This window comes from Nonomuraea angiospora, assembly GCF_014873145.1.
GTDB classification, from domain to species: domain Bacteria; phylum Actinomycetota; class Actinomycetes; order Streptosporangiales; family Streptosporangiaceae; genus Nonomuraea; species Nonomuraea angiospora.
The window spans coordinates 7,122,363-7,136,834 of the sequence record NZ_JADBEK010000001.1; the positions used below are offsets into that span (position 1 = coordinate 7,122,363).

Annotated in this window: 18 protein-coding genes; 9 read left to right on the forward strand and 9 right to left on the reverse strand. The window is 68.9% G+C overall.

What is annotated here, in order from left to right:
* Positions 1 to 153: 153 nt before the first annotated feature.
* Together H4W80_RS32210 and H4W80_RS32215 are read right to left on the reverse strand one after the other, a co-directional pair.
* A complete protein-coding gene (locus H4W80_RS32210; RefSeq protein ID WP_225963789.1) occupies positions 154 to 786 on the reverse strand; it encodes a response regulator in 633 nt (210 codons plus the stop codon).
* Positions 783 to 1,982, reverse strand: a complete 1,200-nt coding sequence (locus H4W80_RS32215; protein WP_318787164.1) for a sensor histidine kinase — start codon at positions 1,980 to 1,982, stop codon at positions 783 to 785. Before H4W80_RS32215 ends, H4W80_RS32210 begins: the two co-directional genes overlap by 4 nt.
* A gap of 138 nt (positions 1,983 to 2,120) precedes the next feature.
* On the opposite strand from H4W80_RS32215, the gene H4W80_RS32220 reads away from it, so the two are divergent.
* Positions 2,121 to 3,059: a CPBP family intramembrane glutamic endopeptidase gene (locus H4W80_RS32220; protein WP_192788515.1), complete on the forward strand. Its 939-nt coding sequence runs from the start codon at positions 2,121 to 2,123 to the stop codon at positions 3,057 to 3,059.
* A gap of 103 nt (positions 3,060 to 3,162) precedes the next feature.
* The gene (locus tag H4W80_RS32225; protein WP_337960006.1) at positions 3,163 to 3,477 is read left to right on the forward strand and encodes an imine reductase family protein; all 315 of its coding nucleotides are present in this window, start codon (positions 3,163 to 3,165) and stop codon (positions 3,475 to 3,477) included.
* Positions 3,478 to 3,559: 82 nt separating this feature from the next.
* Here the strand turns inward: H4W80_RS32225 and H4W80_RS32230 are convergent, their stop codons facing one another.
* The 4 genes from H4W80_RS32230 to H4W80_RS32245 all read right to left on the reverse strand — a co-directional run bounded on the left by H4W80_RS32230 (position 3,560) and on the right by H4W80_RS32245 (position 5,835).
* Positions 3,560 to 3,949, reverse strand: coding sequence for a VOC family protein (locus tag H4W80_RS32230; protein ID WP_192788516.1), 390 nt, complete (start codon positions 3,947 to 3,949; stop codon positions 3,560 to 3,562).
* Positions 3,946 to 4,272 (reverse strand): ArsR/SmtB family transcription factor, encoded by a 327-nt coding sequence (locus H4W80_RS32235; protein WP_318787165.1) that lies wholly within the window; start codon positions 4,270 to 4,272, stop codon positions 3,946 to 3,948. The genes H4W80_RS32230 and H4W80_RS32235 overlap by 4 nt, the downstream gene beginning before the upstream one ends.
* 22 nt (positions 4,273 to 4,294) lie before the next feature.
* Complete coding sequence (locus H4W80_RS32240; RefSeq protein ID WP_192788518.1) at positions 4,295 to 4,729, reverse strand: SRPBCC domain-containing protein; 435 nt, start codon at positions 4,727 to 4,729, stop codon at positions 4,295 to 4,297.
* Positions 4,730 to 4,875: 146 nt separating this feature from the next.
* Entirely contained in the window at positions 4,876 to 5,835 is a 960-nt protein-coding gene (locus tag H4W80_RS32245) for a GntR family transcriptional regulator (protein ID WP_192788519.1), read from the reverse strand.
* Positions 5,836 to 6,051: 216 nt separating this feature from the next.
* Here H4W80_RS32245 and H4W80_RS32250 point away from each other — a divergent pair, with 216 nt between their 5' ends.
* From H4W80_RS32250 to H4W80_RS32275, 6 genes are all read left to right on the forward strand, one after another.
* On the forward strand, positions 6,052 to 7,419 hold the full coding sequence (locus H4W80_RS32250) for a carotenoid oxygenase family protein (RefSeq protein ID WP_192788520.1): 1,368 nt from the start codon (positions 6,052 to 6,054) through the stop codon (positions 7,417 to 7,419).
* 233 nt (positions 7,420 to 7,652) lie between these two features.
* A complete protein-coding gene (locus H4W80_RS32255; RefSeq protein ID WP_192788521.1) occupies positions 7,653 to 9,194 on the forward strand; it encodes an OmpA family protein in 1,542 nt (513 codons plus the stop codon).
* A 114-nt stretch (positions 9,195 to 9,308) separates the two neighbouring features.
* The gene (locus H4W80_RS61315; RefSeq protein WP_225963791.1) at positions 9,309 to 10,022 is read left to right on the forward strand and encodes a transposase; all 714 of its coding nucleotides are present in this window, start codon (positions 9,309 to 9,311) and stop codon (positions 10,020 to 10,022) included.
* Positions 10,019 to 10,231 (forward strand): hypothetical protein, encoded by a 213-nt coding sequence (locus H4W80_RS32265; RefSeq protein WP_192788522.1) that lies wholly within the window; start codon positions 10,019 to 10,021, stop codon positions 10,229 to 10,231. The genes H4W80_RS61315 and H4W80_RS32265 overlap by 4 nt, the downstream gene beginning before the upstream one ends.
* Positions 10,232 to 10,249: 18 nt before the next feature.
* A complete protein-coding gene (locus tag H4W80_RS32270; RefSeq protein ID WP_192788523.1) occupies positions 10,250 to 10,519 on the forward strand; it encodes a hypothetical protein in 270 nt (89 codons plus the stop codon).
* A gap of 432 nt (positions 10,520 to 10,951) precedes the next feature.
* Complete coding sequence (locus tag H4W80_RS32275) at positions 10,952 to 11,278, forward strand: hypothetical protein (RefSeq protein ID WP_192788524.1); 327 nt, start codon at positions 10,952 to 10,954, stop codon at positions 11,276 to 11,278.
* Between the two features lie 57 nt (positions 11,279 to 11,335).
* On the opposite strand, the gene H4W80_RS32280 is transcribed toward H4W80_RS32275, so the two are convergent.
* Positions 11,336 to 11,761: a hypothetical protein gene (locus H4W80_RS32280; protein ID WP_192788525.1), complete on the reverse strand. Its 426-nt coding sequence runs from the start codon at positions 11,759 to 11,761 to the stop codon at positions 11,336 to 11,338.
* 82 nt (positions 11,762 to 11,843) lie between these two features.
* The gene (locus tag H4W80_RS32285) at positions 11,844 to 12,602 is read right to left on the reverse strand and encodes an NBR1-Ig-like domain-containing protein (RefSeq protein ID WP_225963792.1); all 759 of its coding nucleotides are present in this window, start codon (positions 12,600 to 12,602) and stop codon (positions 11,844 to 11,846) included.
* 543 nt (positions 12,603 to 13,145) lie between these two features.
* On the opposite strand from H4W80_RS32285, the gene H4W80_RS32290 reads away from it, so the two are divergent.
* Positions 13,146 to 13,490: a hypothetical protein gene (locus H4W80_RS32290; protein WP_192788527.1), complete on the forward strand. Its 345-nt coding sequence runs from the start codon at positions 13,146 to 13,148 to the stop codon at positions 13,488 to 13,490.
* A gap of 366 nt (positions 13,491 to 13,856) precedes the next feature.
* Here H4W80_RS32290 and H4W80_RS32295 read toward each other — a convergent pair whose 3' ends face one another.
* Entirely contained in the window at positions 13,857 to 14,450 is a 594-nt protein-coding gene (locus tag H4W80_RS32295; protein WP_192788528.1) for a TetR/AcrR family transcriptional regulator, read from the reverse strand.
* Between the last annotated feature and the right edge of the window lie 22 nt (positions 14,451 to 14,472).

The window sequence follows — 14,472 nt, forward strand, 5'->3', positions numbered from 1 at the left end:
ACATCCGCCCAGGTCATAACCCCGCGAGGGCTGTACTGGCATGCGCGAGTTCCGGCCGCCAAGAGAGGCGAACGCGTGCGGCATGATGATCGGCCGTGCTCCTGAGCCGGTAGCTCACCGTGTGGGCCGGCCATACCTCATTGCACGCTGTCCTCATTGCACGCGGTGCTTCGACACGTGGATGGCGAGCTGCGTGCGGTCGCGCAGGCCGAGCTTGCGCAGAATGCTGGAGATGTGGTTCTTGGTCGTGCCCTCGGTGATGAACAGCCGCCTGGCGATCTCCCTGTTCGTAGCGCCGTCGCCCACGAGCACCGCCACCTCGTGCTCGCGTTCCGACAGCTCCGCCATGGGGCCCGGCGCGGCCGGCGCCCTGTGCAGCTCGGCCACCACCCGCTCGGCCGCGACCCCGCCGAGCACCATCTCGCCCCGCGCCGCCTTCCCGATGGCGGCGACCAGCTCGTTCGGCGGTGTGTCCTTGAGCAGGTAACCCCTGGCCCCCGCGCGCAGCCCGCCAAAGATGTAGTCGTCGTCGTCGAACGTGGTCAGGATGATCGACGGGACGTCCAGCCGCCGGATCAGCTCGATCCCGTCCATTCGCGGCATCCTGGCGTCCACGAGCGCCACGTCGGGCAACGCTCCCGGCGCCATCGAGGCGAGCAGGTCGAGCGCGGCCAGCCCGTCGGCGGCCTCCCCTGCGATCTCGATGCCGTCCTCCATCTCCAGCAGCTTGCGCAGTCCCTCGCGCATCAGGACCTGGTCGTCCACGATGAGCACCCGCACGTTCAAGCATCCACCTCCACCTTGACCGGTACCTCTGCCCGCAGCGTGAACCCCCCGGCCGGGCCGGACTCCGCGCTGAGCCTGCCGCCCAGGGCCAGAACGCGGTGACGCAGGCCCGCGAGCCCGCGCCCGGCCTCCAGCGGGTCCCCGTCGGCGCCCCGCCCGTCGTCGGTCACGGTCAGCTCGACCTGATCTCCGTCGGCGCGCAGCACGACCTCCACGCGCCTGGCCCCTGAGTGTCGCACGGCGTTCGTGAGCCCTTCCTGCAGCACCCGGTAGAGCGCCAGCTCCGCCTCCTCCGCCAGCGCGAACCGGGTCCCGTGCGCACGGAACGCGACCTCGATGCCCGTCCCGCCGAATGACCTGGCCAGCTCCTCCATGGCCGCGGGCCCGGCCCGCCCTTCGAGGGCCAGCGGCTTGAGTGCGCGCACCCAGCGCCGGGTGTCGGCCAGCGCTTCCATGGTCAGCCGTTGCACCTGCGCCACCTCCTCCCACGCCTCGTCGGGCCGCGTCTGGCGGAAACGGCGGGCGTTCTCCAGGCCCAGGTTCATCACGGTCAGGTAGTGGCCGACGGAGTCGTGCATCTCCCTGGACATGCGGGCGCGCTCTTCGGCCACGGTCAGCTCGCGCACCCTGGCGGCGTACCGGCGCAGCTCGGCGTGGGCCTCGGTGAGCTCGCCGAGCAGGCGTTCGGTCTCGGAGGCACGCCGCCGCGCCCCCAGCAGGATGCGCGCCGTCAACAGCGCCCAGCCCGCGAACACCCCCACCACGACCGCCTCCGTCACAGCCCGCGCGAGCTCCCGTCCGGCCAGCAGGTGAGCCCAAATCGCGGTCGCCGTCATCAAGGCGCTGAGCGTGACCCCGCCGCCGAAGCCGAACACGCACACCGCGTGCACGATCGTGACCGCCATCAGCGGCAGGCCGGTCAGCCCGTTGCCGATCCCGAGCCCGATCAGCGCGGTCAGCAGGAACACCACGCTGAGCGCCCGGCGTCCGGCTCCGGCCCCGCGCTCCCAGTGCAGGAACGGCCAGAGCGCCGCCATCAGCACAGGCGGCACGCAGTACGCCCACGGCCAGAGCCCCGTGCGTGCCGCCTCCACCGTGCTCCAGAGCAGCAGCAGGTCCGCGCAGGCGAACAAGGCGCTCAGGATGTACGGGGCCCTCTTCCCTGTGCCGTGCGTCCAGTGATCGCCTGCCGCCACGCTCTCACGCTAACACCGGGGAGCTGCCCGTCCGCAGGATCATGCGCCGAACATGACCTCCGGCACATCCCGAGATCGTCCCGGAATGGGCCGCGAGCTGGATCCGTGCGGGGGCACCATGTCAATACGTTCGGCCCCATGACAGCCGCACGTTCCGTTCGTGACACTCATCCCCTGCTCGCCGTCTTGCTGGCACAACTCATCTATGCCGCGGGCGTCGTCGCCGGCATCGCGCTCGCTGCGCTGCTGACCCGGCCGTTCGCGGAGGCGGCGCCGTCGGGGCCGCTGATCGCCGTGGTCACGCTCCTTCAGACGGTGGCGGGCCACGCGCCGATCTTCCTCCTGCTGTGGGCGTGGCTGCGCTTCTACGAGCGCCGCCCGTTCGCCTCGCTCGGCCTGCCATGGGGCCGGACCGCATGGCGGTGGCACGCGGCGGGCTTCGGGCTGGGCGCGGCATTCATCGCGGGCTGGCTGGCTCTGCAGTACGCCATGGGGAACCTGCGGATCGAGGACACGTTCGCCGGTTCGGCCGCAGGAGTGTCCGCCCTGTACCTGCTGCCGATGTTCTACCTGTCCAGGATCGGCATGATCGCCATCGAGGAGATCCTGTACCGGGGCTGGCTGCTGCGCACCGGCACGGCACGCTGGGGCACGACGGCCGGCGTCGCCGTCTCGTCGGCGGCGTTCGCGCTCTTCCACTTCGTCGGGCCGCTGATGCTGATCACGCCGCTGCATCGGTTCCACTGGGTGCTGGCGCTCAACCTGGTGCTCTGGTCGGTGCTGGCGGCGCTGCTGACGCTCACGTCGGGCAACCTGTGGGCGGCGATGGCCTTCCACGCCACCCCGCTCTGGCTGGCGAGCCAGGTCTTTGTGGTGAACGACGGGCGCCCGCAGGTGCTCGCCATGGTGCTGCTGAGCCAGCCGAAGGCGAGCCCGCTGATGGGCGAGGCCGCGCTCGCGGGCCCGTTCACTGGGCTGCCGACGACGCTGCTGCTCGCCCTGCTGTGCGCCGGTGCGCTCGCCGTCCACCTGAGGCGCCGCCTGCCCGTCCCGGCCGGTCCTGCTGGGGGCAGATGATCCACACCCCACCACCCCTGCCGGCGCCTGGACCGTCACCGCGCCCACAGGTGGGCTCCTTGCCACCGTCCGCCTCGACGAGCAGGGCCGGCCGTCGCTGGCCGTGTCGCGGGGCCAAGCGGCACTGCTCGACTCGGTGGGTACCGCCCCTGAGGCGTTCGCCCCGCCGGCGGCCCGATGGCTCCACGAGATGGCCGGGTTCCTGCCCGAACTTGCGCGCGAGGCGGGATCAGCGGCGTATGCGGATGGGGTCTCCACGGTCGACCTGAACCGGGCCGGGATTGACAGCCTCATCCAGCTCAGCAGAGCCAGCGATATTGCCACCGACGTCCATGAACCGCTGAAGGCCCTGCTCTACAGGCGGTCAGCCGGCGGCCACGGGCGGGATGAGCTTCTCCAGCGTTTTTCGAGCTGCTGAGATCACCACACGGTCCTGGTCATTCAGAGGTCGCCGTTCATGCTCCCGACCTTGGTCTGCACGAAGTAGCTGTGCCAGGACATCAGGATCGGCTGGACTCCGCGAGCAGATGTACGACACCGGCCGGGTTCTTGATCCAGTGGGTTCTGGAATCGAGGTTCTCCAGGGGCTCCACCTCGTCACACGGGTGGATGCCGATGCCGGCCAGCTTCCTCGTCGCTGCGTCCAGGTCGTCGGTGTGGAGTTGCAGCCACAGGTCGGGCCGGCTGTAGTTGTCGACGCAGTCGAGCCACAGCGTATTGGGGCCGAACCGCACCGAATGGGTTCTCGAGACGGTCGGAGCGTAGGAGACGTCGTCCTCTTTGACGTCGAAGCCCAGAGTGTCGCGGTAGAAAGCCACAGTGGCCTCGTACTGCGCCTTGGGGATCTTCATGGCGATGTTCAGGCCGGCCGTGAATTCAGGCTCGCTCATTCTTGCGGGACTCCTTGGTTCATGTCAGTGGTGTCCAGTGCGCGTTCCAACGCGGCCAGCCGGTCATCCCACCTGTGGGCGAGCATGGCCAGCCACACCTGGGCTGTGTGAATGGCGGCCGGTTCCAGCCGGTAGGGATGGCGACGGCCGGCGGGTTCGCCGGAACTGATCAGGCCCGCTTCGGCGAGCTGGCCGAGGTGCTTGGCGATCGCCTGGCGGCTGACCGGCAACCGCCGCGCCAGGTCGGTGACGGTTGCGGGACCCGCCCGGGCGAGCTCCTCCAGCAGCGCCCGCCGCGTCGGATCGGTGAGTGCCGCGAACACCGCGACGGCCTGCCGTTCTGCATCAGGCGGCCGCATCGAGGTAGGTCTCCAGGTCGACGAGCTCCGTGTCCCATCCTTGGCTGTTGGCCTTGTGAGCGGATCGGGCCGCATCGTCGGCGGCCTGGGCGAACCCGCTCTCCACGAGGCGTAGCCGAGTGCCGTCCGGCACCGGCTCCAGGGTGAAGTCCACGAGCGTCTGGGGTGTGCCGTACCCCGGCAGGCCCTCGATGGCCCACCGGAACGCGAAACGGTGTGGTGGATCGACCACGGCGATCGTGGCGACGGATTCCTGGTCGAGGTCGTCCCAACGGAAGAACGCTCGCCCGCCGGGCCGCAGATCTATCTCCGCTGCCGAGCCGAACCACCGCGAGAGCCCTTCGGCGGAGGTCAGCGCGGCCCACACCCGCTCGATGGGGTGTCGCAGTACCACCACACGTTCGATCGCGTCCGAAATCATGCCCCACCCTCCTTCGCAACCTATAGGTTGCTATTTAGTGGCAACCTATAGGTTGCGATCGTTGCCCGCAAGTCGCCTCCGTCCCCGAGGGTGCAGTTCAACGCCGAGATTGCGCGGAGCGTACGGGGGCCGCGCGAAGCGCGTTCCTACGACAGGCGCTGCCGGCCGATCAGCACGGCGACCCCGTCCAGCAGGAGCTGCAGGCCGCTCTCGAAGAACCCGGTCAGGTCGAAGGTCGCGGGCGCCACGTGCGCGGGGAGAGCGCTGGAGGGCAGGCCGGCACGGAACCTCGGCAGGTGGGCCGAATACCACTCCCCAGTGGACAGGCCCGTATGCCGCTCCGATTCGGCCTGCGGCTCCAGGTTCGTGGCCGTCCCCCGGACGTAGTTGGACACCGCCCACCACACGAGCCTGCCGGCATCCGGCTCGATCCCCAGCTCGCGCACGACGCCCATCCCCCAGTCCCCGTATCTGAGCATGTTGGGCATGGGCTGCGGGTGGGTGAGCGAGACGAGCCGGGGCAGCCAGGGATGCCGCAGGTAGAGTCGCCACTGCAGACGGGCCGCGAGTTCCAGCCGCGCCCGCCAGCCCGCCGGGGGCGTCGCCGGAAGCTCCAGCTCGCCGAACGCGGCGTCGGCCATGAGCGCGGCCAACTCCTCCTTGCCGCGCACGTGCCCGTACAGCGACATGGTGGGGATGCCGAGCGCGGTCGCGACGCTGCGGATGGACACCGCGTCGAACCCCTGGGCGTCCGCGATGGCGATCGCCGTACGGACCATCCGCTCCCGCTTGCCGTCGTGGACGGTCGCAGAAGCGGGCCGTTTCCTTTCCTTCCGTTGCGGGGCGCTCGGCACGCGAGGAGGCGGGAGCGAGCCGGGCGCGGACTCCGCCACGACGGTGCCGACGCGGGAGATGGCCACCACCACTCCCTCCTGCCGCAGCGTGTTCAGCGCCTTGGCTGCGGTCGCGAGGGCCACCCCCCACTGCTCGGCGACCTGCCTGGTGGAGGGAACGCGGTCGCCGGCACGCAGCTCGCCGGCCTCGATGCGCCGCTTGATCTCACTGACGATCCGCAGGTACGGCGGCGCAGCGCCGGGCCGGTCCATGATCGATCGTCTCCTCACGCCGGAAGCGGCTGCTGTCCTAGTACAGAAGGTATGGCCATCCCCCGCGAAGGACGCCGTCACCTGCCTGGTGGAGGCGATGAGAGCGATGAATCGTGTCCTAGTACAGGATCGATTGCCGCCCGCTGAACCGCTGATCACCACCTATACGCAGGATACCGTTCCGGTCGTACGCCGTACCAACAGGAGGAAAGAACCATGCAGAACGCCGCCGAAGACCGGCGCAACCGCTACTTCGAAGGCCACTTCGCCCCTGTCAAGGAGGAGGTCACCGTCTACGACCTGCCCGTGACCGACCGTCTGCCCGCAGACCTGTCGGGCCGCTACCTCCGGATGGGGCCCAACCCGCTGGGCGTGGAAGATCCCGCCACCCACTTCTACGCCTTCGGCGCCGGCATGGTGCACGGCGTCCGTATCCGGGACGGCCGCGCCGAGTGGTACCGCAACCGCTGGGTCCGCTCGACAGAGGTCGCCGACGCCCTGGACCGGCTGCGGCGCGGGGAGGAGCCGCCCGCGTTCCTGCCTCCGTCCCCGAACGTCCACGTGATCGGCCACGCCGGCCGCACGCTCGCCCTCGTCGAGGCCGGCGGGCTCCCTCACGAGCTCGGCTACGAGCTGGACACGATCGGAGCGTGCCCGATGGCCGCCACGCCCGAGGGCTCCAGCGCCAACGCGCACTCCAAGGTGGACCCGCGCACCGGCGACCTGCACTCCCTCGCCTATGCGATCGGACGGCCGTTCGCGCAGTACATCGTCACCGACCCCGCCGGCACGGTCACCCGTGTGACGGACATCCCGCTGTCCGGTGAGACCCCATTCCTGCACGACTTCGCGCTGTCGGAGAACTACGTCATCGTGTTCGACATCCCGCTGACGTTCAGCATGACAGCGATGCTGTTCCGGTGGGATCCCGGGCACCAGGCGCGCGTCGGCGTGCTACCCAGGACGGGCGGTGACATCCGCTGGCTGCCGGTCGAGTCCTTCTATGTCAGCCACATACTCAACGCCTACGACGACGGCTCCACGATCACGGTCGACCTGATCAGGTCCGAGGGGCCGGTCGACGTCGCCGATCCGGGCGCGATCTCGCCCACGCTCGACCGCTGGACCATCGATCCGGCGAGCGGCAGGGTGGACCAGCGCCGCATCGACGACCGGGCTCAGGACTTCCCCCGAGTGAACGACGCGTTCGCCTCGCGCCCGCACCGCTACGGCTACTCCGCGGTGAGCCCGATGTACGGCGTGCCGTTCACACCCGACGGCCCGCACCCCGACGAGGCGTTCACCAACGCACTCGTCAAACACGACCTGCGGCGTGGCACGACGGAGGTGCACGGTTTCGCACGCGACGCCGCCGTCGGGGAAGCGGCGTTCGTCGCCAACCCGTCCGGCCGCGGCGAGGAGGACGACGGCTACCTGATGTCCTACGTCGCCGATCCCGAGCGGGGCGCCTCCGACCTGGTGATCCTTTCGGCCCAGGACTTCACAGGAGCGCCCGTGGCCCGCATCCACCTGCCCGTGCGCGTCCCGCTGGGCTTCCACGGAAACTGGATCCCCGACGCCTGAAGCCGAGCGACGAACGCCTCGTGAGCTGGAGTACGCGAACCATACCGGCAAGCCCAAGCCCGCCCGCGGGCGAGCGTCGTGGGCCGCCCGCCGCCAAGCGGCACGAGGTAGAGAAGGCGGGCAAGGCACTGCGCCGGTCACGGGCCACCGGCCGCTTGCCACCGACCCCATCAATCGAAGTCGAGGACCATGACCAAGCTCTGTTATTTTCGGACATGACACAATCTCCCCCCATGCCTCGCCGGATGCTGGCCCTGACCGCCGTACTCACGCTGGCCACGACCGGGTGCGGGGTGCTGCCGAAGAAGGAAGCCGCGCCCTCGCCCGCCATCACCGCGCCGACGTCGAGTGCCCCCGCCACCAGCGCTCCGCCCGCCACCCCCACGGCATCGGATCAAGACACCCGACCGGCCCTGGCCGAAACCCGCAGCACCATGACCGAGAACCTCAAGGTCGAGGTCATCGGCCTCAACCGTGTCGAGGGCAAACACCTCATCGCCCAGATCCGCCTGTCCAACACCGGCACCGACAAGCACCTGTCCTGGCCCGGCGAGATGGGCGACCGCACCCGCCCCCTCGGCGAGATCAGGTGGGCCTCCGGCATCGGCGTCCTCGACGCGCAGGCCCGCACCTGGCTCCTGCCGTACCAACCCGCCGGCTTCCCCTGCCTGTGCAGCGACCGGGACCGCGACGGCCTCGGCCGCTTCATCGACCCCGGCCAGTCGATCACCGTCTACGCGGTGCTGCCCGCACCGTCGGGCAACCCTGCGACGACCACCGTCGTCACCCCCGTGGGCCCGCCGATGCTCAACGTGCCCATCAGCGACGAAGCCCCGCCCGGCGACTTCCCCGACCCCGATGCCGAACCCGTCACCCCGGTCACCCGCCGCCTCATCCTCCCCTCCGAATCCCTGGACAAATCAGAGGAAACCGCCGACGACGGCAAGGAGTTGCAGGTCAACCTCTCCTCCGACGTGCTGTTCGCGGTGGACAAGGCCACCCTCACCACCCAAGCCAAGTCGATCATGGCCCGGACGGCCGAACTCATCGACTCCTCCCCCGCCACAGAGGTGACGGTGGCGGGCCACGCCGACTCCTCCGGCAACGACGCCATCAACGACCCACTGTCGCTGCGCCGCGCCCAGGCGGTACAGCGCGCCCTGTCGGCACTGGTGCCCAGGGACGGCATCCGCTTCCAGGCCAAGGGGTACGGCTCGCGCCGCCCGCTGTACGACAACGACAGCGATGAGGGCAAACGCCGCAACCGCCGCGTCACGGTCACCTTCCCCAAACCTCAGCCCACTGTCCAGGCGCCGGTGGCCACGACCGCTCCCGGCGCGACCGGCCTGACCGGCACCACCAGGGCCGACGGCCAGCCCATCGCCATGGAAGTCTCGGGTCTGCGCCGACTGCCCGGCGGCCTCGGCCTGCTCACCTACAAGATCACCAATCAGGGATCGGCCGAGACCTGGTTCAGGGACCTTCACCACACCCAGGACTGGGAGGCGTACAAGTATCAGGCCGCAAGCAACGTCCGCGTGACCGACGTCGCCGCCCGCCGCCAGTACCTGCCCGGCCGCCTGGAAGTCCCCACCGACAACGGCGTGGACTCCTACTGCGCGTGCACGGACGTCTCCGGCGTCCGCCTCAGCACCGAGAAGTTCGCACCGGGCCAGACCCGCGAGTTCTGGAACCTCTTCGCCCTGCCCGACACCGCCGACACCCTCAAGGTCAAGATCGGCCCGTTCCGCGACCTCCAGGTCCCCATCCAGTAACGGCCGGGGATGCGGCGAAGGAGGCATCCCTTCGCGGGAGCAAGCGAACAGGATCCACCGATCCCTGACCCCCAGGCGCGCGAGCTTCGAGCAATGAAGAGCGAGGAGGAGGCGATGGCCGCGACTTCCATGCTGGCACGCGCGGCAGCCGGTGTCCCAGCGCTTGGCGGGGAAGGCTCTCACGTTGAGGCGCTGAGCGAGCTGTCGGAGTTTCGCGAGGTCCTGCACGGCTGCCTGACGGCCCGGCCAGATGAACGGTTCGAGCTGGTCGACGCGGTGGTATGCGCCGACGGGCCGGTACGGACGCTGGTCGGGCTGGCGTTGGTGCCCGAGCATCGGCGCGGGCACGGCGCGCTGCATGACGCGATCAACCACGGACGGATCGAGATCGGCAGACTGCGGCGGGCATTGGCCGCCCTGCCGCTGCCCCGCACGGCCGGTGGCCGGATCGTGCTGGCCGCCGATGTGTCCCCGTGGCTGCGCCCGGATGCCCCCACCAGCCCGGACCGGCTGTTCTGCCACACCTACGGCCGCGGGCGGAACGCCGAGCCGCGCCACGGCTACGGCATCGTCCAGGAGGTCGACCGGCTCTCCGGAGGGCGGGTGCAGCTCAAGATCGGCTCCCTGTACGGCGTCCTCGACCGGCTGGCCGCGGAAGGGCTGGTCGAACTCGACCGCGAGGAGGTCCAGCAGGGGCGACTGCGCCGCTACTACCGGCTGACCGACTCCGGCGCGCGCGCCCTCCACGAGGACGCCACCCGACTCGCCGACACCGCCGGCGTGGCGATCACCCGCCTGCGAGCCAGGGCCGCCGGAGGCGCCGCGTGACCGCGTTCCTGCTCGAACAGCGTTACCGCCACGTCCTGCGACTACTTCCCGCCTCCTACCGCGCCGAGCGCGAGGAGGAGATGGTGGCCGAGTTCATGGACATGTCCGGCGAGGTACCCGACGAGGTGAACCCCCGGCCGCGCTGGGGCGAGATCGCCAGCGTGCTGGCACTGTCCGTCCGGATCCGGCTCGGCATCACTCCTCAGTAGGTCGCCTGGGGCGAGACAGTGCGGCTCGTCGCGGTGCTCGGAGTGGCCTTCCGGCGCGCCCGGCTGGCCAAGGTGACTGCGGCGCTGGGCGGCGCCTGGTCCCTGTCCCTGGTCAACATCCACGGTTCCTACCTGATGGGAGCGTCCTCCGTGCTGCTCGTGGCGGTGCCGGTGCTGGCCGCGCTGGTGGGCTTCCACGGCGACGCCCCACCGGCCCGCCGTCCCTGGTGGGTGGCTCTGCTGCCACTGACGGCAGTGGCGATGCTGGCGTGGGCGGCCCCTTGTTGATGACCGAGGACACGCTCTGGTCGTACCCCTGGCTCACTCAAATGGGTATCGCCGTCCTGGCGATCGCGGTGGTCGGGACGCACTGGCTGGTCCGGGGTGGGTCACCGGCACTGCCGCTCGCGCTGGGCGTGATGGCCGCGAGGTCCTGCGCCCGGTGGAACGCATCGAGCTGGACGGACGTGGCGGCGCCCGCGTGTTCACGGCAGTGGATGCGGAAATCCCGGTGGGCGGACGGGACGGCGCGGAGTGAAGTCGCCTGGTCCAGAGCTTGATGGGCCCGATGCCGGTTGTAGAACTCCTCATACTCGCGCAAGGCATGCCGTAGATGGCGCTCGTTCCAGAGCAGGCATCGATCCAGGAGTTCTCGACGGCATCCATCGCACGCGTCGCCGAACAGTGCCCCCTCCGCCGCTGCCGGGCAAGGTGGTGGACGTGAAGCTGACCGACACGACGTCCGGGCCGATGGGCGTGACGGTGACCCCGGGCAAGGTCCCGGAGGGCACCGTATCGTTCCACGCGTCCAGCACGGGCACCCTGGCCCACGAACTCGTCGTGCTGTCGCTCGCGAAGGGGCAGGCCATCGGGAAGCGGCCGACGGGATCCGATGCTCGCGTGAGCGAGACGGGCAGCCTCGGCGAGGCGTCGCGCAACTGCGGCGGAGGCGAGGGCCAGGGCATCGCGCCGGGCTCCGTGGGCTGGGTGACGCTCACGGAGCACTCTGGACGGTACGAACTGCTGTGCAACTTTCCGGGGCATTAGGCCGCGGGCATGCGCGCAGCGTTCGATGTCACCAAGTGACGCGGAACCCGCGTGAGGTCAGCGAATGTGGAAGGCAGGGTTGCGGGCCTTGAACGTGCACTCACCCACGAACTTGACCGTCTTGCCGGGCCTGATGCTCTTCCAGCCGGTGCTCTTCTGCTGCGAACCATTGCCGATCATATTTTTGCACCAGAACACCAGGCGAGCCTTACCGGTTCTGTTCCCCTTGTTCCAGCACTTTCCCCAAACGGTCGTGTTGCCAGTGCCGGGGGCATTGCATACCACCCTCGCTCCGCTTGCCGTGAACGTGGAGGAGGCCGCCGCCTGCGCAACTCCGCCGCCGATCGACATCAGTACGGAAATCGCGCCGACGCCGACGCCGACGGCCAGCGAACGCATTACCTTGGTCATCTTCGTTTCTCCCGTGGTCGGATATTCGTGCGTCTGAATGGGAAAGGTGCCGTATCGCGCCTTGGCCACCATGCTGACACCCGGCCCTCCAGCCGACCAAGGAATCTTTGTCCAGAGCCCGTCCAAAGCGTGGTTGGACAAATGAAATCGCAGGTCAGGACGGGCCCACTTGGACGTCGAGGAACACCCCGCGTTTGAGCGGGAACAGCACTCGACCCTGCGCATCGGTCATCTTCCAGTAGATGTGGCAGCTCCCAGGCCTATCCGGCGCCTTCACCCGCACCGCGATGTCCACGGTCTGGCCGGGCGCCGTCGAAGGTATGGCCACCTTTTCCTGCGACCGGCACGGTGACTTGTTGACACGTGCCAGAAACCGGCCCTCCCAGGCGACCGTTCCTGTGTTGTGAATTCTCCATACCTTCTTGAAGGAAGAGCCCGGCCGCACTTTCGAACCGTCCGGGTATGTGACGTCGGCCACGAATTCGGAGTTGTCCACGGGAGCCGGGCTCATCATCGGCTCTGAGGGTGGAGGATTGTTTCGGAGCACCTTCGTGGCCAGCGTGAAGAACACCGCTCCAGCCACCGCCATCGTGGCCGCGGCCACCACGTAGAAGAGGAGACGGCTGCGCTGCGCAGGCCGGGGTGGGAGAGCCGGATCCGTCCCCGCGTCAAACGGCGGCGCCTCGTCCTGCGTCCCGTCGACGGTGCCCATGCCGGCAGGGGAACTGTCCGCCCTGGCACGCTCCCAGAGGTCCCGCCACTCCTGCCGGGTCTTCTCCGGGTCGCCGCCCAGGCGGTCGACCGCCAGGACCCGGACGTACTCCCAGGTTGTCTCCCACGTTGGAAACTTGCGTCCTTGTGCGGCGCTGGCCAGGGACGACTTCGAGGCCGCCGCACCGAGCCGGGAGGCCATCTCCGCGTAGGACGGGTCGCCGGCCGCCTGCTTCAGTTGCACCAGCTTGTCGGCGAACGCCTCTGTCGTTCCTGAGTCGGGATCGGGCCGAGTCGGCTGTCGTCCTCGTCGCTTCCTGGGACCCTGCGTCTCCATGTCCTGTTCACCTTCCTCGTGTGTCGACTACCGGTGGCTGGCGGTGGCGCCTTTCTCTTCCTCCCACCGGCTCCGTCCAATGTCCAAGCCCGATCCTTGGACGGAGCCTGGACAAAGTTCGCTGGGATTGGCGGCCATCCGATGGCAGGGTGGTGGACATCCCCGCCGGCACGTCGCCGCGATCATCGGTGTGACGTCCACGCTCACGGCGTCACATCTTGGCCCTGCGAAGGGACTCCCAACGGGGGGTGATTCAGCCCGCCAACCGTCGCGGCTGTCGGTGTCGCCTCCGTCCTGTCGGCCGTCGGAGGCGTCGTCCCTGCCGTCGACGTCCCCGGGCACGCCGGTCCGGCGGGCTGAATCCACAGCTCGGCGAGGCGACCTGAGCACAGTAGAAAGGAACTGTTCATGTCCGTGATCACTCGTATGGCCAGCCTGCGGACCCGGGCGGCCGTTGTCGCCGCCTCCACCGCCGTTGTCGCCGGTCTGGGCGTCGGTGTCGGCGCCACTCCGGCGTCGGCGGACGTCCACCGCGGAGTCGCCGGGTGTTTCGCTTGGTCCTGGGGAGACGGCAACACGTCCGTGACGGTGTACTGGCGCAACCGGTGCGGCAACAAGCGCAAGCTGTACATCAAGTACAGCCTGGGCTGGACCACCAAGAACTACACGGCGGTCGTCAAGGCCGGCGGCAAGGGGCACAAGAAGTTCCAGACCGCTTCGATCGTGTCCATCAGGGACGGAGGCCGCGCCTAGCCCGAGGGCCGCGACAACGGAGATGAGCACATGACTCCTTGCCGCTCCTCGTGTGCTGCCGTTTGCTGTATCTGATCTTCATCCGGGTTGCGGGCCGGCTGATCCTGCCGGCTCGCAGTAACCACCGCACGAGACGTGAAGTGATCGGCGCCGGAGATGGGCAGAACCTATGACGACGGTGCCGTGGTCACACTGGCGCCGGCTCGGGAGTGAGGGAGACGACCAGGGTTCACAGCCTCGGCGGGATCAGGGCGGAACATCGTCAAGCCCGTGGTGTCTCCCACCCGCTGATAACGCTTCGGCCCTGACCAGCGCCCATGCCCCTTCATGGCTGGGGAAAGGGGGAAGGGCCTGCGCATGGCCGCGTCACGGTGGTGACGTCGTGCCGTCCCGTGTCTGGCTGGAGCTATCCGGTACGAGGGGTAGGAGGATTTCATAGAGGTCGCGAAGCTGGTCAGCGTCGACGGGAGGAAAGACGACAGTTGCTCCAACCGCAAGCAGGTAGGGCAACAGGGCCGCCGTCCGGGCCTCCTCGTCGCTGGCGACGGCTGATCGCCACACCCGCTGGAGTGCGGACAGTCTGGCCTCGTCCAGGCGGGTCTGCACGGCACGCACATCCGCATCCCATGTCGCCCACGCCCGCACTGCGATATCGAGTTCTGGACGATAGAGTCCTGTGCCGCCAGGGCGGACGAGTTTCGTCAGCCGTGCCAGAATTACCCGGGCACCAGCCGACTCGCCGACGTCGGCAATTGCATTCTCGAGCGTTTCGATCGATAGGTGCTCGAAATGGGCGAGAAGCGCTTTCTTGTATCCCTCTGCGCCATCGAAGTGATGGTGGAACGACCCTTTCGACAGGTTAAGCCGAGCGGCGATCCGGTCGATTCGAATCCCTGCTGCGCCTTCTTCAGCGAGGACCTTCAAGCCTTCGTTCAACCACCGGTCTCGTGCCGTACTCATCCGGCAAACATACCATCAGGTA

Excerpts from the sequence above, each read along its gene's own strand:
- H4W80_RS32245 (WP_192788519.1), bottom strand. The coding sequence starts at position 5,835 with ATGGACCGGCCCGGCGCTGCGCCGCCGTACCTGCGGATCGTCAGTGAG.
- H4W80_RS32290 (WP_192788527.1), top strand. The coding sequence starts at position 13,146 with ATGTCCGTGATCACTCGTATGGCCAGCCTGCGGACCCGGGCGGCCGTT.
- H4W80_RS32250 (WP_192788520.1), top strand. The coding sequence starts at position 6,052 with ATGCAGAACGCCGCCGAAGACCGGCGCAACCGCTACTTCGAAGGCCAC.
- H4W80_RS32295 (WP_192788528.1), bottom strand. The coding sequence starts at position 14,450 with ATGAGTACGGCACGAGACCGGTGGTTGAACGAAGGCTTGAAGGTCCTC.
- H4W80_RS32280 (WP_192788525.1), bottom strand. The coding sequence starts at position 11,761 with ATGGTGGCCAAGGCGCGATACGGCACCTTTCCCATTCAGACGCACGAA.
- H4W80_RS61315 (WP_225963791.1), top strand. The coding sequence starts at position 9,309 with ATGGCCGCGACTTCCATGCTGGCACGCGCGGCAGCCGGTGTCCCAGCG.
- H4W80_RS32285 (WP_225963792.1), bottom strand. The coding sequence starts at position 12,602 with ATGGCCTCCCGGCTCGGTGCGGCGGCCTCGAAGTCGTCCCTGGCCAGC.
- H4W80_RS32220 (WP_192788515.1), top strand. The coding sequence starts at position 2,121 with ATGACAGCCGCACGTTCCGTTCGTGACACTCATCCCCTGCTCGCCGTC.
- H4W80_RS32230 (WP_192788516.1), bottom strand. The coding sequence starts at position 3,949 with ATGAGCGAGCCTGAATTCACGGCCGGCCTGAACATCGCCATGAAGATC.
- H4W80_RS32240 (WP_192788518.1), bottom strand. The coding sequence starts at position 4,729 with ATGATTTCGGACGCGATCGAACGTGTGGTGGTACTGCGACACCCCATC.
- H4W80_RS32255 (WP_192788521.1), top strand. The coding sequence starts at position 7,653 with ATGCCTCGCCGGATGCTGGCCCTGACCGCCGTACTCACGCTGGCCACG.